Source organism: Actinomycetaceae bacterium MB13-C1-2 (genome assembly GCA_035621235.1).
Lineage (GTDB): Bacteria > Actinomycetota > Actinomycetes > Actinomycetales > Actinomycetaceae > Scrofimicrobium.
On the sequence record CP141731.1, the window covers coordinates 1,457,345 to 1,483,288 of the forward strand.

At 59.2% G+C, this 25,944-nt stretch carries 28 protein-coding genes and 1 other RNA gene; 6 read left to right on the forward strand and 23 right to left on the reverse strand.

The genetic code is table 11. The features are described from left to right. Positions 1–185 precede the first annotated feature (185 nt). The 3 genes from ssrA to U6G28_06430 all read left to right on the forward strand — a co-directional run bounded on the left by ssrA (position 186) and on the right by U6G28_06430 (position 2,142). Positions 186–560, forward strand: a transfer-messenger RNA (tmRNA) gene (ssrA, locus tag U6G28_06420). A 1-nt stretch (position 561) separates the two neighbouring features. Then, complete coding sequence (locus tag U6G28_06425) at positions 562–717, forward strand: hypothetical protein (GenBank protein ID WRS29170.1); 156 nt, start codon at positions 562–564, stop codon at positions 715–717. A gap of 1,056 nt (positions 718–1,773) precedes the next feature. Further along, positions 1,774–2,142, forward strand: coding sequence for a hypothetical protein (locus U6G28_06430; GenBank protein WRS29171.1), 369 nt, complete (start codon positions 1,774–1,776; stop codon positions 2,140–2,142). Positions 2,143–2,582: 440 nt separating this feature from the next. Here the strand turns inward: U6G28_06430 and U6G28_06435 are convergent, their stop codons facing one another. From U6G28_06435 to U6G28_06485, 11 genes are all read right to left on the reverse strand, one after another. Beyond that, entirely contained in the window at positions 2,583–3,149 is a 567-nt protein-coding gene (locus U6G28_06435) for a hypothetical protein (GenBank protein ID WRS29172.1), read from the reverse strand. Positions 3,150–3,158: 9 nt separating this feature from the next. Next, positions 3,159–3,686: a single-stranded DNA-binding protein gene (locus U6G28_06440; protein WRS29173.1), complete on the reverse strand. Its 528-nt coding sequence runs from the start codon at positions 3,684–3,686 to the stop codon at positions 3,159–3,161. A gap of 75 nt (positions 3,687–3,761) precedes the next feature. After that, positions 3,762–5,537: a TraM recognition domain-containing protein gene (locus tag U6G28_06445; protein WRS29174.1), complete on the reverse strand. Its 1,776-nt coding sequence runs from the start codon at positions 5,535–5,537 to the stop codon at positions 3,762–3,764. Further along, on the reverse strand, positions 5,534–6,031 hold the full coding sequence (locus U6G28_06450) for a hypothetical protein (protein WRS29175.1): 498 nt from the start codon (positions 6,029–6,031) through the stop codon (positions 5,534–5,536). The genes U6G28_06445 and U6G28_06450 overlap by 4 nt, the downstream gene beginning before the upstream one ends. Positions 6,032–6,095: 64 nt before the next feature. Beyond that, a complete protein-coding gene (locus U6G28_06455; GenBank protein WRS29176.1) occupies positions 6,096–7,568 on the reverse strand; it encodes an ATP-binding protein in 1,473 nt (490 codons plus the stop codon). Continuing rightward, positions 7,565–8,011, reverse strand: a complete 447-nt coding sequence (locus U6G28_06460; protein ID WRS29177.1) for a hypothetical protein — start codon at positions 8,009–8,011, stop codon at positions 7,565–7,567. The genes U6G28_06455 and U6G28_06460 overlap by 4 nt, the downstream gene beginning before the upstream one ends. A gap of 19 nt (positions 8,012–8,030) precedes the next feature. Then, entirely contained in the window at positions 8,031–9,500 is a 1,470-nt protein-coding gene (locus tag U6G28_06465; GenBank protein WRS29178.1) for an SCO6880 family protein, read from the reverse strand. 3 nt (positions 9,501–9,503) lie between these two features. Beyond that, positions 9,504–10,856, reverse strand: a complete 1,353-nt coding sequence (locus U6G28_06470) for a conjugal transfer protein TrbL (GenBank protein ID WRS29179.1) — start codon at positions 10,854–10,856, stop codon at positions 9,504–9,506. Between the two features lie 28 nt (positions 10,857–10,884). Further along, entirely contained in the window at positions 10,885–11,166 is a 282-nt protein-coding gene (locus tag U6G28_06475) for a DUF6112 family protein (GenBank protein WRS31209.1), read from the reverse strand. Between the two features lie 181 nt (positions 11,167–11,347). Continuing rightward, entirely contained in the window at positions 11,348–11,614 is a 267-nt protein-coding gene (locus U6G28_06480; GenBank protein ID WRS29180.1) for a DUF6112 family protein, read from the reverse strand. 145 nt (positions 11,615–11,759) lie between these two features. Continuing rightward, positions 11,760–12,707 carry a helix-turn-helix domain-containing protein gene (locus tag U6G28_06485; protein WRS29181.1) on the reverse strand — a complete coding sequence of 316 codons (948 nt, stop codon included), beginning with the start codon at positions 12,705–12,707 and terminating at the stop codon, positions 11,760–11,762. Between the two features lie 100 nt (positions 12,708–12,807). On the opposite strand from U6G28_06485, the gene U6G28_06490 reads away from it, so the two are divergent. Beyond that, positions 12,808–13,419, forward strand: a complete 612-nt coding sequence (locus U6G28_06490; GenBank protein WRS29182.1) for an isochorismatase family protein — start codon at positions 12,808–12,810, stop codon at positions 13,417–13,419. Between the two features lie 213 nt (positions 13,420–13,632). Here U6G28_06490 and U6G28_06495 read toward each other — a convergent pair whose 3' ends face one another. Next, positions 13,633–14,574, reverse strand: a complete 942-nt coding sequence (locus U6G28_06495) for a hypothetical protein (GenBank protein ID WRS29183.1) — start codon at positions 14,572–14,574, stop codon at positions 13,633–13,635. A 216-nt stretch (positions 14,575–14,790) separates the two neighbouring features. Between U6G28_06495 and U6G28_06500 the strand changes: the two genes are divergently transcribed. Next, positions 14,791–15,321: a hypothetical protein gene (locus tag U6G28_06500; GenBank protein WRS29184.1), complete on the forward strand. Its 531-nt coding sequence runs from the start codon at positions 14,791–14,793 to the stop codon at positions 15,319–15,321. Here the strand turns inward: U6G28_06500 and U6G28_06505 are convergent. From U6G28_06505 to U6G28_06555, 11 genes are all read right to left on the reverse strand, one after another. After that, the gene (locus U6G28_06505; protein ID WRS29185.1) at positions 15,302–15,643 is read right to left on the reverse strand and encodes a helix-turn-helix transcriptional regulator; all 342 of its coding nucleotides are present in this window, start codon (positions 15,641–15,643) and stop codon (positions 15,302–15,304) included. The genes U6G28_06500 and U6G28_06505 overlap by 20 nt on opposite strands. Before the next feature lie 7 nt (positions 15,644–15,650). Then, the gene (locus U6G28_06510) at positions 15,651–16,760 is read right to left on the reverse strand and encodes a site-specific integrase (GenBank protein WRS29186.1); all 1,110 of its coding nucleotides are present in this window, start codon (positions 16,758–16,760) and stop codon (positions 15,651–15,653) included. Positions 16,761–16,934: 174 nt separating this feature from the next. After that, positions 16,935–18,551, reverse strand: a complete 1,617-nt coding sequence (locus U6G28_06515) for a M23 family metallopeptidase (protein WRS29187.1) — start codon at positions 18,549–18,551, stop codon at positions 16,935–16,937. Positions 18,552–18,563: 12 nt separating this feature from the next. Beyond that, on the reverse strand, positions 18,564–19,244 hold the full coding sequence (locus U6G28_06520) for a hypothetical protein (GenBank protein WRS29188.1): 681 nt from the start codon (positions 19,242–19,244) through the stop codon (positions 18,564–18,566). Between the two features lie 43 nt (positions 19,245–19,287). Then, the gene (locus U6G28_06525) at positions 19,288–20,283 is read right to left on the reverse strand and encodes a ParB N-terminal domain-containing protein (GenBank protein ID WRS29189.1); all 996 of its coding nucleotides are present in this window, start codon (positions 20,281–20,283) and stop codon (positions 19,288–19,290) included. Between the two features lie 6 nt (positions 20,284–20,289). Next, positions 20,290–21,129, reverse strand: coding sequence for a hypothetical protein (locus U6G28_06530; protein ID WRS29190.1), 840 nt, complete (start codon positions 21,127–21,129; stop codon positions 20,290–20,292). Positions 21,130–21,210: 81 nt separating this feature from the next. After that, positions 21,211–21,609, reverse strand: a complete 399-nt coding sequence (locus tag U6G28_06535; protein ID WRS29191.1) for a hypothetical protein — start codon at positions 21,607–21,609, stop codon at positions 21,211–21,213. Beyond that, a complete protein-coding gene (locus tag U6G28_06540) occupies positions 21,606–22,346 on the reverse strand; it encodes a DUF2637 domain-containing protein (protein ID WRS29192.1) in 741 nt (246 codons plus the stop codon). Before U6G28_06540 ends, U6G28_06535 begins: the two co-directional genes overlap by 4 nt. Next, positions 22,343–23,251 (reverse strand): bifunctional DNA primase/polymerase, encoded by a 909-nt coding sequence (locus U6G28_06545; protein ID WRS29193.1) that lies wholly within the window; start codon positions 23,249–23,251, stop codon positions 22,343–22,345. Before U6G28_06545 ends, U6G28_06540 begins: the two co-directional genes overlap by 4 nt. Next, complete coding sequence (locus U6G28_06550) at positions 23,248–24,336, reverse strand: ArdC-like ssDNA-binding domain-containing protein (GenBank protein ID WRS29194.1); 1,089 nt, start codon at positions 24,334–24,336, stop codon at positions 23,248–23,250. Before U6G28_06550 ends, U6G28_06545 begins: the two co-directional genes overlap by 4 nt. A gap of 196 nt (positions 24,337–24,532) precedes the next feature. After that, positions 24,533–25,510 (reverse strand): helix-turn-helix transcriptional regulator, encoded by a 978-nt coding sequence (locus tag U6G28_06555; protein ID WRS29195.1) that lies wholly within the window; start codon positions 25,508–25,510, stop codon positions 24,533–24,535. Between the two features lie 28 nt (positions 25,511–25,538). Between U6G28_06555 and U6G28_06560 the strand changes: the two genes are divergently transcribed. Then, entirely contained in the window at positions 25,539–25,862 is a 324-nt protein-coding gene (locus U6G28_06560) for a helix-turn-helix domain-containing protein (GenBank protein WRS29196.1), read from the forward strand. Positions 25,863–25,944: the final 82 nt, after the last annotated feature.

Consider the following 25,944-nt stretch of genomic DNA (forward strand, 5'->3'; position numbering starts at 1 on the left):
TGTGCTTTGAAACTCAAAGGTGCTCGAAGCGGATGCTCCAGCTTCTTAATCTCGGTCTCACGGTCGTTTTGCTTTTGTCACCAATCTTTCCATTGATTTGGATGAGGGTTAGCCGTATCCTAATGTGTGCTTAAGGATCTTGGGTCTGTGGATTCGGGATTCTACGGCGGAGTGAAAACTCAATAGGGGATGATCGGTTTCGACGGTGGTTAACGATCGAGGAGAAGCGGGTCGAGGACGTGCGCTTATCTCGTAAACGACGCGTGCAAACAATTAAGTGCCAAAGAAAACAGCACTGACTTCGTTCTCGCTGCCTAGTAGCAGCCAGAACCTTGAGTCCGTCACCCAGAGGATTGCTTCCTACTCTGGTTGTGGCGTCATTTAGGGGGCCACTGGGAGTTTTTCATGTTAGCGGGAAGACTCCGACACTTAGTTAACTGAGCCTATTCAGTAGCAGGTCTGCATGATGCTGAGGGCTGAGAAATTATTAGCAGACTGCACCCGGAGAAGACCTCGGGGTTGACTGTCGGACGCGGGTTCGATTCCCGCCATCTCCACCAAATGTTCGATGTTCAAACCCACGTCGGACGGGGTTTGATTACCCGATTCGTTCTCCGCCTCTTGGCGGAGGGCGAGTTGGTGCACGTCGGGGTTGAACAGGATCGTGAATGGTTCCCCTGGTTGTGCCTCGATGAAGTCATCCTCGATTATGTATAGCTTGTCGAAGAACGCTTGATTGGCGGTTCTTCGTAGTGAGTCGTCGATGCTCATGTAGAGCTGGTAGCAGTCTCCTGCCAGTTCAAGGCAGTCGTCTAGGTGGGCTTTGGCCTGTTCGTATTCCATGTCTCCTGCCTTGATCTGGGCTTCAAGGAAGGTGAGCCGTCGTCCTATGCGTTCTTGTTCTGATCCGAGAAGGTCTAGCGGGATCGCTCCAGCGTAGTGGGCTTGGAGCAGCTTCATCCGTTCTTCTAGCAGATCGTTGCGTTCCGCGTCGTAGGCGTGTTTTTCACGGCGGGCAATCTGGTGCAAACGGTCGAACTCTCTCACAATGAGGTCACGTAGAGCTTTGACGGTCTCATCAGGGATCTGAACTTTCCGGTAATAGTCCTCGACGGCCGACTCGATGTCCGGTACGTACATAGCGCGGCGCTGACAGTCGGTGCGTTTGTTGTGTCTACCGGAGCAAATGAAGTACGGGTAGATCACGTTCTTGCTGCCTCGCGCCTTAGAGAAGATCAGTCTTGATCCACATTCTCCGCAGTACACAGTACCTTTGAGGTAGTGGTCGTGGGCCTGGGTCTTCTCTCCTGACAGGTGATGTTCGTCGAGAATCGCTTGCACCCGGTACCAGATTTCTTTTGATACGAGCGGCTCGTGGAGTCCGTCGTACTGCGCGCCTCGGAAGCTCACTTGGCCCCTGTAGTAAGGGTTGCTGAGCATACGGTGAATGGAAGACAGTGCTAGCGGTTTCGCTGGTCGCTTGGGGGTCGGAACGCTTCTGAGACCTCGATCTATCAGTTCTTCGCGCAACGTGATCGTTGAGTAGTTGCCTGTAGCGTACGCTTCGAAGGCCCATTTGATGAGTGGTGCGCGTTCGGGATCGAGCTCAACTACTCGCATCTCCCTTCCTACTTCATCTTTCTTGCGAACGTTGAGGTAGCCGATAGGAGCCTTGCCTGATGTTCCACCGGTCATAGCCTTTTGGGTCATGCCTTTGGAGACTTCGTTGGCAAGGTTGCGACTGTAGAACTCAGCTATGGAGGACATGATGCCGTGGACCAGCATGCCAGAGGGTGTTTCGTCGATGTTCTCAGTAACGGAGACAAGGGTGACTCCCGCTTCTTTCAACGCGAGGTGGATGGTCACGTCGTCGGCTCTGTTGCGTGCGAGTCGGTCGATCTTGTGGACGATGCAGTAGTTGATCTCGTGAGTCTTGACGTATTCGATCATTCGCATGAGTTCGGGGCGGTCAGCTTTGCGAGCGGATTCACCGGCATCGACGAACTCATCAACGATGATTGCATTGAGTTCCCGAGCTTTCCGAAGGTTTGCTTCGCGTTGAGCTGGGATCGAAAAGCCCTCTTCCCTACCCCCGCGTTCCGCTTGTTCCTTGGTGGAGACGCGGAGGTAGGAGACGGCTAGGGCAGTAGTCTCCCGCGATTCGGTCTCAATAACCGGAGGATTCACTGTGATTGTCATGGCTTGTTTATTCCTTCCCCAACGGTTTTGGGGTCAACGCGGACAGCACTCGTCGTCCACGCGGTGCGAGTAAGGAATAAACAAGACCCGGAGAACTCTCCCGATGGAGTGTTCCCAGGTAAGCCTCGAAGGCCAAAAAAGGACACGCACCGCAACTCCGCTAGGCGAAGTCACTGACTCTTACATCTAAGATTCTACCGGGTTTCCCATTGCTTGCCGAGTATCCGGGTGGAGGTTCTCCTGATCAGTTTGTTCGGCTCTGGCTCGGGATGTGGCCATGGCGATGAACAACTGAGCGAGTTGGTGGAGATCCAAGTCATCTCGGACTTCAGCCCGTATGCGGTAGCGTCGCATCCTATCTGGAGGCAAACTGCGGCGTTCTCTCATGGAACTTCACCGGTCTCGGGATCAACACCTGCGAAGAAGGCGTCTTCAGCTTTCTTTCGTTTGTCCACTTGGTTGATGACGAAACGAACGAAGTCTTCTTCTCTGTCTCTGATGAGTGTCTCTTCGATGGAGTCCGTTGGATCTTCGCCGGGCCAACTGGTCTGGCGCGTGGGCCGGTCTCGATCTAACCGAGTACCGGAGGTGGCAACCCATTCGCGTAGTCGGTGACGAGCATCCGCGAAGTCGCGGTGCCACCCGAGCGGTGCGGCAGCGTTCTGTTCAGGATCGTATGCGCCCAGCCAACTCAAGTGCAGGGCGGAGAGTTCCCAGATCAGTTCTGGGTGCCTGTGCCACATGGGTGGGATGACACTGGCCGGGAGCCCGTAGGTGTGACGTAGCCAGTGAACCCACCGGTTCAACTCCAACAGCTCTGCTTCCAAGTCGGTGGAAGTAAGCAGGTTCCAGTTGATTGGATGGGGCGGGTTTGGCAAACCCGGTTGGGGATCGAAGACTGTCCCTTCTTCAGAGAAATCTTCTTCAGGGGTGGAAGTCTCATCATTCATGGCTGGCCCTCACATTCCCATCGCGGGTGCCGTGCGCTTCTGCGTGGGGCGCTCAGGACTTTGGAAAGGGGCGGCATCACGGGTTGGCCTTTCCTGTCCCAGGCCGCTCTGGCGGGGAGTGCGGTCAACTTCGTAGCGGGTACGTGCGAGATCATGTCCGAACCGATTGGCTATGAAACGAGTACGTTCCACACCAGACTCCCGGTCCACGTAAGTGTTGAGTTCACCCTGAGCTACGAAGAAATCCTGCTTCGCTAGTTTCTCGAATCCACGAATCGCCGCACCGCGAAAAGCCACTACATCATGGAAGGTCGTTTCGAGTTTGGTGAAGGTTCCGTCCGGCTCAGGACGATAATGCTCTTGTCCCGCCTTGAAGTAGAGCCTTGGGGTGCCGCCTTCGGGATTGCTGAACTGAGGGTTGGTCGCCACGAACCCATAGAAGCTGTCCTTGAGTTCAGGGCCGGTAACTGATCGTTGTTCTAGTGGGTGAGCCTGAGCCACTTCTTCCACCGGAGCGGCATCTTTCTTTCTTGCCATGTGCTGTGCTCCTTGCTGGTCGAGGCAATCCGCTTGTCGGATTGCTGTGCCAGTCAGGTACGCCAACCACCCCAGCTACTCGCCTTGTTGCAGGAGGTTTTCGATCTCGCTTCGGTCAGCTAGCAGCTGTTTCGCGTCGGAGCGCCCCGGCCAGGGGTGGAGGTCAGTGATGATGGGTGGTGCGGAGCGCAGCAGGACGATGCCGGTACTGAACGGGAGACGCCTGATGTGGTCGGGTGGCATGATCGGGACGCGGCGGATGGAGCGTTGGTTGGAGCGGGACCCGTGGTCACCGAGGGTGACACTGTCGGTATATTCGTCTCGCTCACCGATGAGGTGGGAGATGTCTTGGAGGTCTTTGGAGCCTGATGCTCCGCCGAGGATGACTTTGACGATTGCCGCATCCCAGATCGCTGATGCTTGGTGTTCGTTCCATTTGTCTCTTGCTTGGGAAAGTGACTGCAATACGGGCATGGTGGTGATTCCCGACCCGCCACCCTCAGCCATGAGCGTTGGTAGCGATGGGAGCGGACTGAGGTTGGCGATCTCATCCAAGGCCAGCAGGATGGGTGGGTCGAGGCGTGCTCCGGGTGAGCGGGCGGCCATGCGCCTGGTGGTCTCAATCAGGTCTTCGACCAGTGCGGCAACGAGGGCGGCGGATGCCCCGGCACCACTACCGGTGGCCAGCAAGAACAGTGTGCCGCGTTTTTGAATGAAGGTTTCCGGGTCAAAGCTCTCACCAATGCCAGGAGAGACGGCGTCGAGGACTCTCGGGTCGGCGAGTGATCCGAGTGCGAGTGAGACGCCTTGCCAGATCGAGTCCCTTGTTCTGGGGTCGGAGTCGATCATGGCCTGTAAGGACTCTGACCACCCGGTCGCGGCTTTGGGTGAGGCGTTGAGGATTGCTACGGCGTCGGCTGCGGCTACCGGGTCGAGGGTCCACCGGAACAGTTCGCTTGGTGGGCGGTTGTCGATGGCTGCCGCGTGTAACAGGGCTTGGAGCGCGGTGCGGGTTTTCCCTTCCCAGAAACCACCACTATCGACTCCGCCGGATGAGAGTCCGGTTCCGGCTGCGAGTCCGGTGGCGCGGATCATCGCGGTTTGCGGGTTCTCACACCCCCTAATCGGTGACCATCTCATCCCCAATGGCAGTCCTTCGGCGAGGTGTTGGGGGTCGAAGATCGCGACGGGGCCGATTTTCGCTCTGGCTCGCATGGTGGCGGTGAGGTTGTCGGGGCGAGTCGAGGTGCAGACGACGGCTCCTGGGGCGTCGAGGATGGCGGGGATGACGAGATGCAAGCCTTTGCCGGAGCGGGGTGGGCCGATCACCATGATCGAATCCTCCACACTTGCCCACACGCTCAAACCCTTAGATTGGCCAATCCGGTAGCCCACGTCTTCTGGTTTCGGGGAGTCCAGGCTGGGGCGCAGGTTGATGGCGCGCTTCAACAGCGCCTTCGTGGACGCGGTTTGGCTGATGTCTTGGCGGGTGGCGATGCCAGCTAGGCGATGCGGATCAGACTCCACAGCCTGCGTAAACCGACGCACCTTCAACCAAAAGAAAGCTCCCGCCGTGCCAATGGCGGTGAGCATGAGAGCGGTGATAATCCAGTAGGCCACTGCATTCAGTCCCGGTGCGCCGAGTGCGGTTCCAGGGTCGCCAGGGTTCAATAGGACGCTGATGCCGGAAGCTGGACCACCAGGAGGCTCCATAGAGCCGGTGATCCAGGCGGTGACTGATCCGGCACCGCGCAGGACAAACGTAACTCCGACGAGGGTGAAGAGTCCTGCCATTGCGATGTTGGTTGCCTCATCACCCATAGAACCCGTTTGACGGGATGGCCCGTTCATATCAGGCTACTCACTGTCATGGTCCCGGAGACTCGGCCTAGCAGAACCACCTCGGACACTTTCGGCAAGACTGCTGTGTCGATCAGAGCCCGCGCTTGGCCGTCAGCCGTGGCGTTGGTGTGACCGATGATCGGGGCGATAGCCACGTCCTCACCGGGGAGGAACCCCTCAGCGTGGACCTCGACTGAGTTGGCATTGTTGGCTGTCCGCTTCGGCGCTGGAGGCTTCGAGCTGGTCGCAGCTTGTGGGAGTGCGGGGAAGAGGTCGGTGAACGTGGTGCCGTCGGTTTCTTGGACTTCCACCCACACTGGAATCGAGCGTTGCTGTGAAGCTTGGTCGATGATCTGCGGTAGTGACGATCTCCGCCACGGGGCATTCGCGGGTGGTGGCAGAGGGTTGCCGTCGAGGGTGGCGGTGATCGTCCCATTCAGGTGAACGGTGAGGACGATGGTGGGAATGATGACAGGCACAGTAGCCGTTGAGGGTTTCTTCATACCCACCAGGTACGCTACCCAAAACTAGCATTACAGCGCCGGGGGTTCTGGAAGACGCGGGAGTTCAAGTGGTCATGCGGCTGGTGGTGTCGAATAGGGCTAGTTCGCTGGGGTGCATTTGGTGTTGGACCACGAATGACCTGTCTTTGATCCGCCACAACCCCTGCCCCGTAGATAACGTTGGCAGGAGTTTTTGTTCGGTGCCGGTCAGGCCCAGGGTTTGGGCGGTGATGCCGAGTTGGTCGGATTCTTGCCGGTAGATGATCCGAGTCTCGGCGTTCGCCAACAACGAGGTGGCGAGGGCTCGGTTGGCTGATCCTAGGTCACCCACGGTGTCGAGGTCGGAGAGTTTGTGGAAGATCAGCATGTTCGCTAGCCCGAAATGTCTAGCTAAGCGCCATTGTGCGTCCATTCTGCGTAGTAGGGCGGGGTGGGACATGAGTCGCCAGGCTTCGTCGTAGATCATCCAGCGCTGCCCGCCATTAGGGTCAAGGAGCGCTGATTCCATCCACGCCGAGGCACAGGTCATCAACACCGACAAAAGCGCCGTGTTTTCTGCAACCCGCGACAGGTCGAGGGAGATCATTGGGAGGGTGGGGTCGAAGGTGACTGTGGAGGGTCCGTCGAATAATCCGGCGAGGTCTCCTGCGACCAGGCGGCGCAGTGCGTGAGCGACAAGGCGACCATCCTCAGCTAGACGTCCGTCATCTCTGGTGGGGTTGGGGTTGAAGAGTCGGTCCACAACCATTGGGAGGATCGGCACCGCATTCTCTTGGACGGTGGCGGTCAGGGCGGCATCAACGGCGGTGTGTTCCAGCGGGGTGAGTGCTCTACCGAGCACGGTCTCAGCCAGAGCTCCGAGTAGGTCGCGGCGGCGTGAGGCAACCGTGGAAGCCCAGGACTCATTCGAGAGCCCAGTGGGTCGGTGTCCTTCATCCAAAGGGTTAAGCCGGGCGGTGAGGCCGTGTCCGAGGATGATGGCTCTGCCGCCGACGGCTTGGGCGACGACGGTGTGTTCACCTTTGGGGTCGCAGGGAATGTAGACGCGCCTGCCGAACGGCAGACTCCTGGTGTACAAGGATTTGGCTAATGATGATTTGCCGGAGCCGACGATTCCGGCGACGATCACGTTGGGGGCAGTGATCACTCCGTCTTTGTAGAGCTGCCACGGGTCGTAAACAAACGAGCCGCCTGAGTAGAGGTCTGCGCCAACGAAGACGCCTTTGGCTCCAAGGCCCCCTTCAGCCAGGAACGGGTACTGACCCGCCAAAACCGCCGAGGTGTCTTGGTGGCGGGGAACCTTGAACCGTCCCGGTGAGCGCAATGCGGCGGCACCTGGTTCTCCGGCTTTGGGTAGGTAGTGGGTGGCACGCAATTCAGCCCGCTCCAAGTCACGCCTATCCCGTGCTGCTTGTTTTTCTGCTTGGCGTTGCTGGGCGAGGAGTCTGGTTGCGGCCTCACGGCGCTGCCTGCGCAACCGTCGCTTCTCCTTGGCTGGGGACACCAACACAGCGGTATGGAGCTGTTCGTCTTTCATAGTCCCAACCCCCGAGCAGGTGAAGACGCCGTGTCAGGGCGACGCGATTGTTGATACCAGGACGCATCCCGCACGGAGCGCCCTGAGGTTCGGTCCTGCTCTGGTGTGGGTTCCAACTCAGGCACGGCGAATGCTGTGGTTTCGGGTGTCGGGTCGATGCGCCGGTAGAGGGCGACGTGACCCAGATGCGGGTTATGCGACAACACATAACTGCCGTGCTCTACCGTGTGGTCGAGCATCCCACCGGAAATGTCCAGGTGGATCTCGCCATTGGCGGTGGCCGCGTTGGTGGTTTCGTCTCCGTAGTCCCAGTTCGACAAATACTCCACCGCCCCCTGGGTGCCGTGTTTGTTGATGTAGTCCAGGACGCGGTCGGCGTCTTCACCTTGGAAGAAAACCACCCCAACCCAAGACCCGGTGGCAGGTACGTCATTGGTGCTCATGATTGGACTCCTAGTTCAGCTAGATGGTTCTGGCGAGTGGTAGCGCTGCGGCAGTGAATGCCTGGGCTTGCTGTCCGACGAGGCGTCGGGTTTCGCAGGATGCTTGGATGGCTGCTTGTTCGATGGCAGCTATCGCTGATTCCACCTCGGCTTCTGTGGGTGCGGTGATGGAGATGAGGCCGGAGTATCTGAGGACGCCGTGGCCTGCGGTCAACTCGCTTTCTTGTTGGAGGACGTCGTGATATTCGGCGGTTTGGGAGGCGTCCTCGATCTGCCCGATCCGGGCACGCTGGTTGGCATCCGAAATGTACTCGACCTTCTTCTTGCGGATGTCACGGGCCGCTTGGTCAGAACGCATCGGCGTGTAGATCAGGGAAATGGATCGCTGTACTCCGCTCGACAGTGCAAGGGGTGCGAGGAATCCTGGGTAGACGAGCGATCTGGGCCATTCGCTGATCCAGAGGACAGCGTGGTAGGCCGAATCGGTGCGCAGGTTCCCCCAGGTTTCCGTGACGGCAACTGGGCCAGCCGCAGCGAGCTGTCTGCCGATATTGCCGTGGCGTTCCAGGGAGGAAGCAACAGCGGGATCGTAGGCCGACCGGAGGATCACTGTCACATCCCCAGCCGTGAGCCACCCCGACGGATGCAGGTCAGCGGAGCGCAGGGCGGTGGTGAGGGTGGCCATTTCTTGGCGTAACACGGCTGCGGCTCCTTTGATGCCGCCGCCAGCGGTTTTGATCTGCCGAGCAGTCGCCCGCATATCCAACGACAAGCTAATGGTGGTGGCGTGTCGTTCCCCGGCAGGACCGGCCCGCTGGATCAGCTCCGCATACGTGGTCGAGGCCCACGAATCATCATGATTGCCGTGTTCAGCCCACCACTCCGCCAGGCCTGTCCCAGAATCTGGCAAGGTCCGCTCCAAAACCTGCAAAGTGGCGATACGTCCGGACCGGCAAGTGGTGGCTAATACTCTTCCCCATGCAGTGACGCGGCGTTCTTGCTCACCAGGGTCAAGGAGGATGAACGCTGGATGCGCGACCTCCAAAATGGTTGTCAGTGTTGGCCCGTGGGGGTCGTGAATCATACAAGCACCCGTGCTCGGGTCGGAGTATTCCCTGAGTCTGGCCATGTCGCCTGGCAAAGCCAATGTTCCTTCTGGGCGAGGTTTGATGATCCTGCGTCGATACAAGAACTGTGCGCCGGTGGACTTCCAAACCCACCAGAAGGCGACCGGTAGCCATTCCACCAGGGGACGACCACCGACGGGTATCCACGTGAGCAGGAGGCAGGTGGCCCAGATCGGTGCCGTGTAAGCCAGCAGCATCCCACCACCGGAATAGACCGCGAACACGACCGTGCCCAGCGCGATGCCCAATGTCACGAGCTGGGAGGCAGACAGGCCGAGCAGGATGCCTCTGCGGGTCAGGCGGGAAAACTTGACCGGAAACAACTCCAATGAAGAAGAGGTGTTGTCGTTGCTGTTGGCCATGATCTATTCCTTGCTCGGTGGGGTTCTGGGCACTGGGGGTGGCGGCGGCGGGGGCGGTTCACTCCCACGCCCAACCACTCCAGGGGGCACCGAAGAAGACGCATTTGCGGGCGCCGTGGTGGTGGTTTGGTTGGCGGAGTCGGCGACTCGCTCGGCCTGACCGGCCAACGCGGTTCCTGCTTTTGGTCCAGCCGAGGCGGCGTGCCCGGCAACGATGACCGCGCCCGCCACAGGAGCGGCAGCGGCCCCACCGCCAGACGCAGCAGCACCGCTGGAAGCCCCTGCTCCGCTACTGGTGGCGGCAGTTCCTTCGCCCGCCGTAGCAGACGTGGCTGTAGTGCTCGGGTTGGATGGTGGCGGACTCGCGGCGTCGCCAGAGTTGTTGTTGCCGGTGAGGATTTTCATCGGCCCCTCACCACCGCCATTGGTGGGGATTGGTAGTGGCCGGTTGAGTGCGCTCTTGGTTTCCTGCTCGGCACCCATCTGGTTGTACAAATCCACACCCACGAAGGACAGGAATCGGTAGACCATGTATGGCGAGAATCCGGCCAGCGCCATGAGCACTATGCCCGCTAGGGGGTCGGACACGGAGGTCAGGTCAGTGGAGATCGGGGCGGAGACCTGGGTGATCGCGACCAGGAAAATCACCACCAACACCAGCTTGGACAGAATCAGGGCGAGGACGAACATCGCCCATTTACTGATCCACCCTTTCGCCGCATCCCACGACGACCCAGAAAACGCCAGCGGTGCCAAAACGATTGCCACCAGCAGCAAGGCTTTGCGGATCAGCAATGACATCCAGACGATGGCCGCTGACGCGATAGCAAGGCCAGCCAAGAAAATGATCAGGATCGCTCCGACTCCGGGGGCGGTCATGGTGATCGCCCCCAGTCCTGCGACCAGGGCGGCGATCTTCGTGCCCATTGTCGCGGTGGTTTCCCCGGCAGCTTGAATAATCCCGGTACAGAGCTGGTCAGTGATCTCCAAGGCAAGCCCGACCAGGGTGATCACGATGAAGGAGCCGAGCACGCTCCTAGCTAGTCCGAACACAGCCCGCGAGAGGGCGGTGGGGTCTCGTTTGATCAGGCCGGTAATCAGTTGGAGAAGGAAGAAGATGAGCATCAGGAAGATAGCGATCCCGAAAATCAGGTTGTAAACACTGACATACTCGGGTCGGGTGACATCTACCAGGGTGGTGGTGTCGAACACCGTCCAAACGGCTTCGAACAACCATCCTGCTGCGGTCCCCATTGCTTGGGCTAACCACTCAAACGGAGCCGACACTAAGGTGGCGGCTGCTTCTCCGGCTATGTCGCAGACAGTGGAGATGATCGGAACATCGCAAACCCCCATCACAAACCTCCCTCCAGTTGGGTCCTGGTCATACGGCTTGTCCGACGTTCCAGAAGAAGTTGATCAACGTGACCGCAGCCCCGCAGATCACCGCCGCACCACACGACACCAGCACGCCAAACTTGCCCCGGCTGGCCAAATGAGGATTCGAGCTGTTGGCTCCGAAACCCCACACAATCGCCGAGATAATCAAGGCCAAAACACTGAGGATCAGGCCGATGGTCATGACCGCGCCAACAATGGTGCGCAACTGGGCGATACCAGGCAGACCATCGGTGTTCGGGCTGATATTGATGTCCATCGGCAACATGCCGATGGCGTTCACGAATGAGGTAGTGATCAGTTCAATCACGGCGGACTCCAATCCAAAAAGGGGGTGCCCACGTGCGTGGGCAGAAAACGGTTAGACACCAGCTAGGTGCGCCATCTGCCCCACACGCAGTAATGCCCGCCCTCCCACAAGGGAAGAGCGGGCACCAGATGGCGACGAGCTAGATTTGTTGGCCGATGTGGATCATCCAGTTCACGACGGCAACACCACCACCAGCCAAAACGGCAACCGCCAAGGCAATGAGGACGCCGATACGACCACGCGCGGCGAGCTGATAATTACCGGTCGCGGACCCGAACGCCCACGCCACCCCAGAAACGATCAGAGCCGCAACCGCACCGATCAAAGTGATCGTCAATAGCGCGCCAACCACGCCGCTCAAACTGTCGATACCGGACAGGCCGCCAAAATCAGGAAACACATTCATAACCGGCAGGTACGCTACCCAGGGCCGTGGTTGAAGACAGGACCGTCAGGGCGATTCGAGTCCGAGATTCGCACGAGGATACGCAACGGCGTGATGCCCCAGGGACGGCCACGGATGAAGTACCAGGAGGCGAGGTCAGGCCCCACTAGGTGAGTTTGGTGAATCTTGGCCGGTAGGAGGTGGGGGTGGTGTCGTAGTGCTTGACGAAGTTCTGCCGGAATGTGACCGGGCTGGTGAACCCGCAAGCTCGCGCTAGTTTGTCGATGCTCCAGTTGGTGGTTTCTAGGAGCCGCCTTGCTTCGTCCATTCTGCATAGGAGAACCCAGTGTGCTGGGGTCGTTCCGGTTGATTCAGTGAACCTGCGAGTGAAGTTACGGACGCTCATGTGAGCGTGCTCTGCCAGGGCTTGCACGTCGAGTGGCTGGTCGAGGTTTGCCAACGCCCAGTCGAGTGTGGCACTCAGCGGGTCGGCGTCCTGAACTGGTATCGGTCTGTCGATGTACTGGGACTGTCCACCGTCCCGGTGCGGAGCGATCACCGCGCGGCGAGCGATAGTAGCTGCCGCTTCGGCTCCCAGCTTCTCCCGCACGATATGGATACAGGCATCCAAGGCGGAGGCGGTTCCTGCCGACGTGAGAACATCACCATGGTCGATATAGAGCGGATCAGGTAACACCCGCACCGCCGGGTAGCGAGCAGCAAGAGTCTGAGTGTGGAGCCAGTGCGTTGTTGCCGAACGCCCATCAAGGATTCCACTCGCCACGACCGGAAACGCCCCCAGACACAGGCCAGCGATCATGCCGCCCTCCTGATGGACATTGCGAATCAGTGCCACAAGTCGTTCGTCTGGCTCCGGTAGGTCAGAAGGCCAGGAGGGAAACACCAACAGATCAACCTGTAGTGGCAAGCTCGGACGCTTCAGGTTGCCCAGTTCAACCTCTTCAGCGGTAGATACGGATTGTTCATCAACAGTCCACACCTCGGTTGTCCAGTTCTCCGCCAAGCCCAGTCGCGTCACTTCCCCGAACACGAGCAACGGTGAAGCGAGCTGGAACATTGAGATTCCATCAAAGGCATAGATCGCGATCCGCATGATTGGCCTAAATCCATCGAACAAGTGCTTTTGCGCCTCTCACTCTACCCGCACTTTTCCCACAAGAATCGAGCTGGAACCGCAAGAAGGGAGAAGAACAGTGGAGACACCAAGGCGAGCGCTGGTAGTGGTAGACGTGCAGAACGAGTACTTCCAAGGCCCGCTAACCATCAAATACCCAGCACCAGAAGAGGCGCTGGAGGCCATCATCAGTGCCATTGAAACCGCGAAAACGGCTAGCATCCCAGTCGCATTGATCCAGCATGAGAACCCTGCCGGTGCCTCAGTCTTCGCCAGCGGATCACAGTCCCAGAGACTCCACCCATCTCTTGAAGCTCTGAGTGATCTGCCTCGGTTCGTCAAGAACAAGGCAAGCATCTTCACCTCTCAAGGGTTCACTCAGTGGCTCGCTGACAATCAGATCGACACTGTCACACTGGTCGGCTTCATGGCCAACAACTGCCTACTGGCAAGCGCCGCAGCCGCAGAGACCCAGGCGGTGTCCGTCGAGGTGATCAGTGACGCCAGCGGAACCATCAACCTGGGCAACCGAGCAGGAACCATCAACGCCAGACATTTCCACGAAACACTCATGGTCCTGTTGCACTCCAACTGGGCCACCGTCACCGACACCGAAACCTGGAAACACGCCATCCACGAGGACATCCCGCTGACGAGAAGCACCCTCGTCACCTCGGCCATTGCTGGATAGTTTTCTCTCCAGAGGTATGCGGCGCGCTTGGATGACCAGGTATTCCGCGTGATTCCAACGGTCTGCGATTACATTAGATGTAATAATTGCTAGTTTACCGGCAGGGTCGGAGGATCGAACTCCCCAAGTAGCCCCGGTGGAGCGACGCGATGGAGTGAGTTGAGCTGCTGGAGTTTCATGTCCGGCAGGTGCGCTGAGTCTTTCCGAATCGTGTCATCTGATGGCTGCGTAGTTGGTCCAGGAAGCTCCAGCGAGAGCGGCCCAGCGTGTGGCAGTTGATGTGTTGATTCCGATGAGTGATGCGAACACTGCGGGAGGTGTCGAGACAGCGAGGGTAAGGAGTGCGGTGTTCCGGCTGGATCGGATGTAGATGCCGAGTTGATTCATTCGGTGCATCATCGACCTTGAATGGACATGACCGCCCGCGTTCTTGCCGGTGAATAACCATTTCTTGTCTGCCAGGGTGCTTGCAGTTCCGAACGGTTTGGAAACTGGCAGAGCTTTGATGAGCGTGTCCAAGGGCGGAATGAGCAGCAGGGGTTCTGGCCCGAGGTGGAGATAGGTGTCGTCGTCGCGAATCTCGACGGAATCGGTTGTCAGGGTGATGATCTTCGAGGCTGGTTGGGCGTAGAGCAGGATTAGGCAGGCAGCGGCTCGGTCTTCGATGCTGGCGCTGTCGGGGTTGTGCAGGAGATGGCGTGCGAGAGCGAGTTGCTGGTCGGGGTCGATCTGATGGTTCGGGTCTTTCTCTCGCATAGAGTCGGGAGATTGAACTTGGTGAAGGTGGCCGTTGTTCTTGAGCCAGCGAACGAAGGCGATCCGCCTGTTCCGCTGCTCGGTGAGCCATTGATCAACGATGATCTGGGGACAGTCATCGAGTGAGTATCCGCTACTCGCGACGTGGTTGAGAAAACCGCGTGCCATGTCAATGTTCTCTCGGCAGCGTCCTGCAACGTTGGCGCTCATGGGGCCATCTTGATGGGTGTGGAAGCAGCGCAACACATACCAGTTCGCGTAGCGGGTCAGGATGGTGCGATGGGATGGATCGAGAAGGTTCTTCGTGGCTTGAGTGACGTGCCGTTCGACCCGGATCACGTTCTCATCTCGCTGCGGTAATGCCCCGGCGGTTACCAGGACTGAGCGCAGGTAGTTCACCGCGAATCCTTGTGGGAGAGCGTCGAGAGTTTCATGTGATAACTCAATACGCTCCTGGGCTATGTCGATCAACAGTCGCAAGCTCAGCAGGTCGTTCCAGTTGCCCAGGATTGAGCGTGGTCGTCTCAGCGCAAGCATGGCATCTCTGACCGGCAGTAGTTCAGGGCGGATCGTCCCGTCTATGGCGGTGAGCGCTTCATTGATTTGCTGGGCGGCTTGGCAGGAGAAACAGCGTGGCTGACCGTGGTTCGTGGTGCGCCTGCCGAGTCCTTGTTGGCCGCAGATGGAACAGTCAACGACGGGGGCTTGGTAGCAGGTCGGGCAAACACCAGGACTGGTCGAGGTGGCCTTCAAGGCGATGCGTTTGAGCCTGCCGCAAACCCCGCAGGTGCGACGCGGATACCGGTGGCAACGCATACAGAGGTTCCGGGCGTCCTCGCGTTTGCCACCTGCTCTTGTGGCCAGTGGGCCGGTTGCGCCGCACTGGTCACAGACATCGGTGCTGGTCCTCGTCTTCGCGTAACAGGTTGTGCAGATAGCCCCGCCATCCTTGGCGCGAGCGTTGACTCGCCTCTTTCTGCCGCAAATCGAGCAGGTTTGTTCTTCATAGCGCTGTGCGCGACAAGCCCTGCATTCGCCTCGGTTCAGAGCGTGATTCCAACGCAAGGCTTTGACTCGTCCGCAGCGGAAACACTGGCCTTGGACGATGGTGCTGGCCATCTGTCATCTACTCGTCAGCAGGCTTGATGACTGCCCTGGTTGGCCGGTTCTTGGTTCCACTGCTCGCAGGTTTGATGGGGGCCGTGCCGGTCTTGCGACCTCTGCGCGCCGAGGACTCGACGTAGGGTTCGATCAGATCGTTTGGTGTGGCCCCGAAAATGTCGCAAAGAGCGGCAAGGAAGGTCATGTTGAGGCGTTCTGGTTTACCGGTGACGATTCGGTAGACCTGCGTGGAGGTCATGAACACGCCCCGCTCTGCCAGTAATGGGACGAGAGCGGTGGTGGATTGCATGCCGTGATCGTTCATCACTTTGCGGATGTTCCAGTGGTAATCAACGTTCCTTGCCATGACGGGTTCAGCCTTCCTCGGATTGATTCAGTGGTGTGAAAGCAGCATCGAGCGCTTGCCTGAGTGTGCGGTTGCGATAATCGCCGGAGACCCCGGTGTAGAGAGCAGTGGTTGATCCCCACTTGTGGCCAACCTGCTGTTGAACGAACAAAGGGTCGAAACCATCCTCGATCAAGTGAGTGACATAGGAATGACGCAGACAGTGAGGATGCAGGGCTGCATCCAAACCAAGATCGTCCCGCCAGTCAGCGAAGCGGTCATCGATGTGATCCAAGCGGATACGAGTGCGCTGCTCGGTCGGCCAAAGAATCGACTCATTATCAGGACTGAAACGAGGACGAACCTCGCTGACATACTCTTCGAGAACCGGGCGGGTCCAATCAAACACCGCCAGCACTGCCCGGCGGCGCGGCGGGGAACCTTTCAAGGCTTTACCCCAACGGACGTTACACACACCGAACTTTCCGAACTCTGATCCTTTCGGGTTCCTAGTGAAGTCATGCAAGTCCAGCATCGCTGCTTCGCGTCGCCGCAGCCCAAAAGCATAGATCGTCTTGAACAGAGTGACATCCCGAAACAAGGTCAGCCAGCCCTTACGATTCGACGAGCGAGCCTTATCAACCAAGTCGTCGCCATAGTCGAAGAACATTTGCAGCTCCGAGCGGGAAAGAGGACGAACCGCTGGATTGGCCTCATGGTCACTGGTGTGGACGACAGTGTTCCACTCATGGCAGACCTGAACCGGGGCGGCCTCAAAGAGTTCCTGACACCTTGGTATCCACCCATAGCGTGGATCAATCAGGTAAGCGCAGAACAAGGCAATCGAGTTCTGATAGCCCCTCACCGTTGAGACCGCTAACTGATGCGGTTTCGAGATCAGCGAAGTCGTCCACTCCTCCATGTCTGCCGGACTCCACTGCCACGGCGGAGCACCACAAAAGTCAGCAAACCGACACACCTGGGAGCGACGAGACTTGATCAACTGAGCGGTCAACGCCCGAGAGGTCTGCTGATTCGCCCACCCCTCCAACATCTCCTCGAAAACCTGCTCGACAGGACGCAACATGACCACTGCACTACGCAGCAAGCCATCATCCGATCCATCGAAAACACCCACAAACAGAGCTTACGTTAAATGTACGATTCATACATCTAATGTAAGATACAGAGTGAAATGCCTGACCAGACAAGGGTTCAACTGCTACAATCACAACATCACGAAAGTCGCAGAACCGCAGGAAATCAACGGTTTCTGACCAAGGATTTCTTACATTTAATGTAACTTCCGAGACTACTCGATCACGGTTATGTGCAGGTGGTCGTAGTGGCCGCCGGTGACATCGGTGGGGTCGTGCATTCCGCCGCCGTTGTAGTCACGCCAGCCCTCGGAATCCTGGGAGAGTACCCAGATTTTGCCTTGCCAGATCAGGTACTCCACACCGAGAAGCTCGGCGTTGTCTTTGACCCAGTTCGTGACTTGCCATCCCGCGTCCAGTTGCGAGGGCGTCGGGCGGGAGCCGATGGCGTTACCGAACGTGATGTCGCACGCTCTACCTTTCGGGTGCTCGCTGTTCTGCCCTGGCCTGGGCGAGTAGCACGACCAGCCGGTGTCGGGGAACGCGGCCTTGGTTTGGGCCATGACCTGGGCCATCCGGGAGGTGATCTGCCCGCCGGTGGTGGGGTCATCGACCATCTGCCCGCCGTCCCCGGTGATCGCGGTCGCTTGCCCGGCGTAGCGGTTGGTGGCGCAGCCATCGCTCGATACCCCGGCGCTGGTGGAACCGTTCTGGGTGGTGGCCTTGTGGTCGGCCAGCCAGGCGTCGGCATCAATCGCCTCCCCGCCACCTGGACGAACCTCGAAATGGAGATGCGGTCCGGTCGAGCGCCCGGAGTTGCCGACATCGCCGATGTGCTGCCCGGCACTCACGCGGTCACCCACGGTGACGTGGATGCCGCTCTTCCACATGTGGATGTATCCGGTCGAGACGGGCTGGCCACCAATCGTGTGGTCGATAACGACATGCCCGCCCCAGGTGTCGGAGTATTCCGCGACTGAGACGATACCGTCAGCTACCGCATAGATAGCGGTTCCATCAGCGGCCGCGTAGTCCGTGCCCTCATGGAGCTTCCATTCATTGAGGGTCGGATGCATCCGATAACCAAACGGTGAGGTCATCACCCAGGTGCCCTCCGGGAGCGGGAACACGATCCGCGAAGTCTCCGGGATGGACCCATTCGACCCGGCACTGGTGTCGGGCGCAGGTGTGGTCAGCGTGTCCAGGATGGTGTCGGCGACCGGCTCATAGTTGGCGTACCGGTCCGGGAACGCCGACACTTCCACTGCTTGCGCGGCTTCGCCCTTGCTCATCCTCTGCCAGCCCGAAATATCGAGCAGGCCGCGAGGTGACGGATAGTTCGGGCCGGTGGGGCCGCCGAAGAAGGCCTTGGCTTGATAGGTCGGGTCCATCAACTCTTTGACGGTGCCCCACCCGGATTGCGGTCGCATCTGGAACAAGCCCAGCGAATCGTGGTCGGAGGCGTCGCCATCATTCGGATAGTCCGCCGACTCGGGATAGACGCCGGTGTTCGACAGCATCCGTAAGGTCGATTCGGTGAGCGCGGCCATGAGCGCGATCTGAATACCGTCACGAGTCACGCCCTCGATCTGCGAGCCCACGGTGATGATGGTGGCCGCATGGGTGAGCTGCTGCTTGGTGAGAGTGAAAGAGGTGCCATCCTTCGCTGTCACCCGCAAAGAATCAGGAACACTACCGACCGACAAGTCACTGTTGGTAACGGTGCATTCGGCGTTGGACGCCGGATTCACCAACAACCCCACCGCCATAAGGATAGTGAACGGCCCCAACAGGATGAGCGCGATAGCGGCGAACCCGAGTTTCTTCAACATGGCATCACCTGCCTATTGGAGAGGGTTGCCTGGTTGGGACAGGCGCAACACATGACAGGAATCCGCCTTTTGGGGGCAGGCGAGGAAGATAGTCAACGCGACGTCAAAGTCCTCGGCGACGGGCTGGCCCTCCCAGATTCCCGTGCGGTGGCGGGTGCCTTGAACCGTGATTGCTGTGGCACCGGGTGGTATCTGCCCCGGCGCGGCTTGCGCTACCGCTTCGCCCCAGGAATCGGGCACGAAGGTGGAGCTGATGGTGAGGGTTTGGGCGGTCGAGTATTTGCGCAGCTCCACCCACTGTTCCCTTGATGGCAGAAAGTTGCCCACGTCAGACGCCAGTCCTGCCTGCTCGGTCCCAGTAGGGTCACCCACCGCAAGGATCGCCGCACTGTAGTCCAGGGGCATCAGGGTGCTTGCGGTGTCCCAGGTGAACAGCGCGGTCGCGACGTTGCGGGCAAACACATCCGGGTCCGTGGAGGTTTTCACTGTCGATGGTTTCGGCACGTGCGGCGACGGGCCAACCGGCACAGATGGCACCACGGCAGGTGGTTCGGATTGTGGCGTTGTGGCGGGTAGTTTGGGACCCGAGACGAGTCCGTAGATACCAACCCCAGCAAGCACTAAGAAGGCGATGAGGGTGATGATGGCGGCAACCACGCGGCCAGGATGACGAGTAAGAGTTGAGGTGTTCATGCCTGGCAGGTACGCGGACAACTCCTGCCTCCTGCTAGGCGGGTCAGGCTGTCTTGATGAGGGGTGGGTCGCCTCTGAGTGCCCGTAGTTCTGCGGCGGCCTGCGCGGTTTTCTCGGCAGTCTCGTAGAACACCTGGGCCTGCTCATCGGTGAGAGTTTTGGCGAGGACATTGAGGTCGTAGTGTTCCCACCACCCATAGACGTGTCCCCAGGTTTGGTTGAATGCCTGGATCGCAAACCGGGTGGGGCCTGGAGTCCGCCTCGCAGAAGATTTGTGTTTCTTCCCGGTTTTCACTTCTTCTAGGACTCGGGCCATCGCTTCTTCGGCTTGCTGATGAAGCTGAGTGTCACGGACAGCATTGACCTGATCCAGCGCGGCGCGGATGTTCTGGTAGATAGGGTGGACCGCACTGCCCGCATCAATCTGCGCGAGTCCTTCTGCTGCTTGCTGGCGGAGTTCTTCGGGAAGCACAGCATTATTAGCGGTATCGCGCAGGTAGGTGATCTTGTCCAAAGTGGTGTCGGAAGGCACTCCAGGGATCATCGCAGCGGCCTGCTCGCGAGTTCTTTTGATGGACTCTGACGGTGGATCAAATTTTGAACCACCGTCACTTCTTGGCTGATTCTGCGTGCTGAACCGCGACGCGGCCTGCCTGCGGGAGGCGTCTTCGACCAGGAGTTGTTTGATTTCCCGGTACAAGGCTTCGGCTTCTAGAGGGGTGAGTTCTTTATGGAGGACGTTGTCGTCTTGTTCAGCTAGAAGGTGTGCGAGGCGATCCGAGATCGAAGAACGCACCCACACGTTCACTTTCTTCCACCCAAGCTGACGCACCGCCGCAAGCCTGCGAGCCCCGCAGACCAGGAGTCCGTCGGGGGTGATAGTGATGGGCTGCAACAACCCGTCACGCTCGATGGAGGCAATAAGGGCATCGAGGTCGCCCATGTCTTGGCGGTGCCGGTTCCCAACCCGGATCGAGTCAACCGACCTTTCCAAGTCGATATACCCAGTCGGGGCCTTGACAGTGGTGGGGGCGCTCATGGCAGGTCACCTGTTATACCGGCTTGGGGTGGCAAGCACGATCACCGCGACGAGTTCGTCATCGGCCAGCAGGTCAGACAGGTCCTCGCCAACTAGGAGGCGCAGGAGGATGCCTTGGCCTCGGCCCGTCGCTCCGTAGGCCGCATCCGAAATGCCCAATACCACCCGCAGCATCGCGGTCCACGAGGTAGAGGGTACATCGAGGAGGGCTCTGGCGTGGAGGTCACGGCGTAGCGCCTCGTAGGTGGAGGCCCGATTACCCATCCGTGTCAACGTGTCACAGATGTGGCTGATGGCCGCGCTCACGGTTCCCCTTGGCCAACCCAACAACTCGAACAGAGTGGTCGCATCCGCAATCGCGGTGACCACCGACCTGGCTTCTGGATATTCCGTTTGGTCTTCGGGATGCTCATCGAAGGCCTGGAATGCCGGATGATAGTCAGCCAGGAGGTTTTCTCGGTCGGAGAAGCGTTCGGGGTCATGGAACCGGGAGATGTGTTTGCGGCGGGCCTGATGGGTCGAACACAGTAGCCCTTGGCCGCGTTCTTCGGCGATGCAGGTTTTGCGTACCGCGTCAGTGATCACTGCCCACGGTTCATTCGCCCGACGCGCGGCCCGAGAGCGCATCGCATCAAAAGCCGCACCAGCAGCCTCCCACGGGTCCAGTCCGTGTTTGCGGGCCAGTCCCGCATACTTCTGGGCCGCGTACTCCATCAACTCATCGGCGACCGGATCGCGGTGCCAGGCACCACGCCCACCTTGGTACAGGCGAATCAGGATTCGACGTAGTCCTTCACTGGACCTGAAATCATCAGAACTGGTATCGGTATTGGTTGTGGTTGTCATGGCTTTGGAACCTCCTACAGGGTAGGTAGGCGGCTGCTCCCTAGACAGGCGGACTGTTACCTCTTTGCTGTTCATGGGTCATCACCGCATCCCCACCCCAGAACGGGTCGCCGCTGCATCTGGAGTAATACCTCGGCCATATGCCGATAAGGGTGGTAACTGGCGCGCCCGCGCAGACATGGCGCGGGCACCCCTGGCGATGGCGCGTCTGGTTCGCAAAGCTGCTTCCTGGTTGAAGCGGATACCAGCACCGGCAGTGGTGGAACTGCCTCGGCTGAGAAGATCAGAGGCACGCACCCACTCAATGCCGCGACTCCGCGCCGCCGCTAAACGCTCCTTCGTCAACCTGCCCGAAGTGTGCTCCTGCTTGACCGCATCCGGCACGGTCGCCGCCTCAGTGTCAAGGTTCGTAGCGGCGTTCTTATTGATTGGAGTCTTGGCCTCGCGGGCTTGCTCCATCAGTTCAGTTTCTTCGTTCATGATTGTTCTCCTGATTCAGGCTCAGATTCGGATTCTGTTTCGATGGTTGATGAGGACGCTTGTGTGAACCAGCGGCCCACGGTCGAGGCATGAACCCCCAACTCCCGGGCGATCTGCTTATTCGACCAACCCGCCTCCCGCAGCCGGGCGGCGCGTTCCCGCCGCTGGGACATCGATCCCAGCCGCAGTGGTTCCACCTTCGATGGTTCTGCCGGTTCCAGGGACTTAGGCCTATTCGTAGACGCCGCCTCTGGGGCCGCGCGCACCGCTGGTACTTGGTTGACTTTGACCCTCGGAGCCTCGGCAACGGTGTTGGTGGGTTTTCGGGTGAGGATCACGGTCAAATGGGTGATCGCGAGCAGCACGATAGGAGGGACAGCGGCAACTGCTGCGGCCAAGATGTTCGGCACGTCCGCATCAGCAGAAACGACCGCGTGGACGGCGTTGGCGGTGACCGACATCAGCGCCCCACCTGCCAGCAGCATCCAGGGATACCACGCGGCTTTCTGCCCGGCCAAAGCGACAACAGAGACGGTGGCGACGACGATGATGCCGTCCACGATTAGTGGCCACGCCCACGCCTGACCCCGATCAATGCCAGACCGTGCTGCCAAATCCGCCAACGCCGTGAAGGACAGCCAGAACGCCCCAAGCGCGATCAGGCAAGTTCCGGTGATAGCGGTCCGAGCCGCCCACTTATGACTCATCGTCTCTGCCATGTGGATCGTTGCTGTCATGCCAGGCTCCTCACCGGTGAGGCGCGCTGTGGTTCACGCCGACTGAAAGGGTTTACCTCCGGGCTAGACCGGACAGGAGAGGAACATGCGGTGCGGTATGCGGAGCGCACGGTCAAAGCGACTTCCCGCTGGGACAGGCCAATCGCTTCGGCAGGTTGTCGTAGTGCCTCAAAGGCGTCAGTGGGGGTGAGTCCTTGTTCTGCTAGGCGGCAGGCCGCCCAAAACAAACCTCGGTTCCGTTCTCCTTCGATGAGTGTTCCCACCCAGGTGGTGATCCGCTGGACCGCGCCCTCACCGGACAGCACCGGACGATGAGTGCTGCGCGGTTGTTCTGCTGGTTTGGGGTCAAGGAAATCCCTGAGCGCAACAGAATCCACCGCAGCAGTCGAGTCGGCGTGGAGTTCGAACACCTCATAGTGCCTGAGCGCCCCTTCGACCGTGGTTTGGGAGGGTGGGATGAGGACGTATCCGCCGTCACCCCTGAAGTCGATTCCGGCTTTAGCGACCTGCCACGACCGCTGCTCTGAATCTCTCTTTGCTGGGTAGTAGCGGTGCATTCCGCCTGAAGGCGTCCGCACCACGACCAACGGTTTCGGTAGTAGTCCTGCTGCTCTGGCTTGGCTGAAGGCGTGGAAGCCGTTGGTGCCGTGAACATCTACATCAACCACCACAACCCCTGATTCTGAACCGGTCGGGATAGCAAGATTCGCATTCGGTGTTCGCCTCCACCAGGAGTTGATCTGCTCCGGGTTGGTGGTGGCGTCCAGGAACCCGTTGGAGCCAGGCAAAGGTCGTTTTCCACCTGGAATGCACGGGAACACCGGCACCCCTGCTTCGGCGAGCTGACGGGCAGCAAGCGCCGGAGACGTTCGGAGATCCTTGAAGACGAGGGCGAGCGGATTCATGACAGCCCCCGTCCCACTAACACCGGCTCAGCAGAGCGAAGCGGCTGGCTTTCAACAGCAGAGGGTGCGGTAACGGATCGTTGAGGATTCCGATTTTGGATGGCGTCACGGTTGAGGCCGGGTGGGTTGCCGTCGCCCACCTTCATGGTGTCGAGCTGATCAAGAATCCCCGTGGCGATTTTGCGTACTCGTTCGCCGGTGGCTTTCACGACCTCTGCCGGGCTGGTGTCCTCAACTGAGGACGCCCAGCCGGAAACATATGGAACCGTGTAGATGCTGGTGTCCATGCCGTGAACTGCGCCGATCATCAACACCACTGATTCGGCCTCCACCTCGCTGATACCGCGATGCTGCATGGTATCCGGGTTATCTGGGCCGTGCATGAGCACGTGTCCGAGTTCGTGGGCGAGGGTTTTGACTTGGGCGGCATCCGACATGTTCGAGCGCACAGTTACAGTCTTCGAGGCGTAATCGGTGACCCCGTTCGCCCCGTGAATCTCCGACTCGTCTGCAACAAGGGTCAAGGTGAAACCGGCAGCTTTCACTTGGGCCGCGAGTCCATCCCACAGCCCTGCCGGTGCCTGGCCTTCGAATAGGGCTGGTTTTGGGGTCTCTGGAATCGGGGTGCCATCGGTTTGACTCACGTCCCACACGTAGGCAGGTTTCGCTCCCACCATGCGGGACCGCTCCACCTCATTGACCTTGCGCTTCTCGCCCGGTGCCAGACGCCGCCACGACAACGGATCAACAGGATTTGCTGAAGCAAACCGGGCGGTCACCGGAGCAAAGATCATGTAACCGGACTGGCCCTTGACGACTTGCCGGTCCAGGCCCTGCCATTGCCGATACCCCGCCACATAGGTCGGGAACGGCTGGTCAACTTTGCCTTCTTCGTAGGCTTGCATGTGTTGAGCCCAGATCAGCAAAGTGTTATTGAAGCTGCGGGTGCGGAACTTCGCCGCAAAAGTCAGGGCTCGTATCCAGTCTTCGCCGGTGACGAGCTGTTCGACCGCGCCGGTCAGCTTGTCATGTAGTTCTTCGAGCTTTGCTTCACGCGCTGCCCGTGCTTCCTCTTTCGTCGCCATGTCGGGGCCTCCCTCCGTCGGAACCGCCCAACAAGTGGGTGGTCATGCGACTGTGAGGTACGCCGAAGCAACCGTCGGATCAGATAGGGGCACCAAGAACGGTGCAACAAAAATGGGTTTTGGAACCGCCTGGGTGGCCGTCAGGGAACCGGCGATACACCTGACGTAAACCATATGTATCAAGACACGCGCGGTCTCAGCCAGGTATTGGAGCGTTCTCGTCCCGATCCTGGTCCCACTTGTCCGTATCCGCACCAGCGAACCTGTGACGGTAATCCTCCGGGGAAATGCCGGTCAGCTTGGTGAAGGCTTGCCGGGCCCGAGTACGGCTTCGCCAACCAACCGCCCTGCCCGCCTCTGCGATGCTCACGTCGGTCTCTCGCAGCAGGCGGCTCATTTCCTTGGCGCGCAGTGTTGCCAGATAGGAGATCGGTGAACGTCCCAAAGCCTCGCGGAACACCCGTGAGAGGTGACGCGGCGACATGTGAACGATTTCGGCCATCTCACTAACAGTCCACCGCCTGGCAAGGTCTTCCTGTAGTGCTTGCTCGATGCGTAACACTTCGGCCCGGATTGGTGCGTATCTTGCGCGTAGCTCATCCTTACTTAGGGCGATGGCGTGCATGTTCGGCCCCGTCTTGTCCGGCGAGCATGGCATGAGCTGAGCTAGTAACTGCATGACCCCAGCGAAAGTGGCTTGGGTTTGGAAGAACCCCTCACCGCCCGCATCTTTGCGGTTCTCAATCGAATCCAAGAACCGAGCCAGCGTCACCGCTACCTCAGGGAGAAGATGGATCAGCTCGGCACGAAAGTGATACGACCGCTCCACCAGAACCTCAGCCGCGAACCTGTCCGGCAAGACTTCAGCGTGACGCCACGACAACTGATCCAGCAAATAGTCCGGGTCAACATAAGCCGTAGACACCTTCACGGTCCCTCGCGGTACTGCGCCACACAGCGTGGCAGCACACAACACCACCAGATCGTTGACCGTGGCCTCTCGCTTTCCGAACTCGGAGAACAAAACCATTGATCCATCTCGGACCAGCATGATCTTCACCGCTTCATAAGCAACCGGGTCAATAGGAAGGGTGAAAGAGCGCGTCTGAACCACCACAGGAGACCAATCCGCATGAGCCGGGTCAACCTGAATCCGAGAGAAGAAGCGCTCCATAATCTATTCTCCCTGAACATTTGCGTTCTTGCGCGTTACGACATCCACCGTCACCAGCCACACCTGGCTTACACCCGGACAAACCGGGTTTGGGTCGGTAATGTTGGGTTCGTTAGGCACTCCATCGATGGGGAAGGGTTGGGAGGTTCTCGTGGCTGAAGCTTGGATGTCCGCTGACGACATCGCCGCACACCTTGGCATCACCAAGGACACCGTGTACACGTGGATCGCTGACCGTGGCATGCCCGCCCACAAGATTGGCCGAATCTGGAAGTTCCAAGCCAGCGAGGTCGATGACTGGGTGAGAAGAGGAGATTCCGACTCCGCTCAGGAGCATCCTGAAACGAGTTGAATCCACTCCTCGAATCACCCTACGACAGAAAATGTCGGAGGTGGCTCGTATCCTGATCTACTGCCTGAAAACTGGAAGGAGG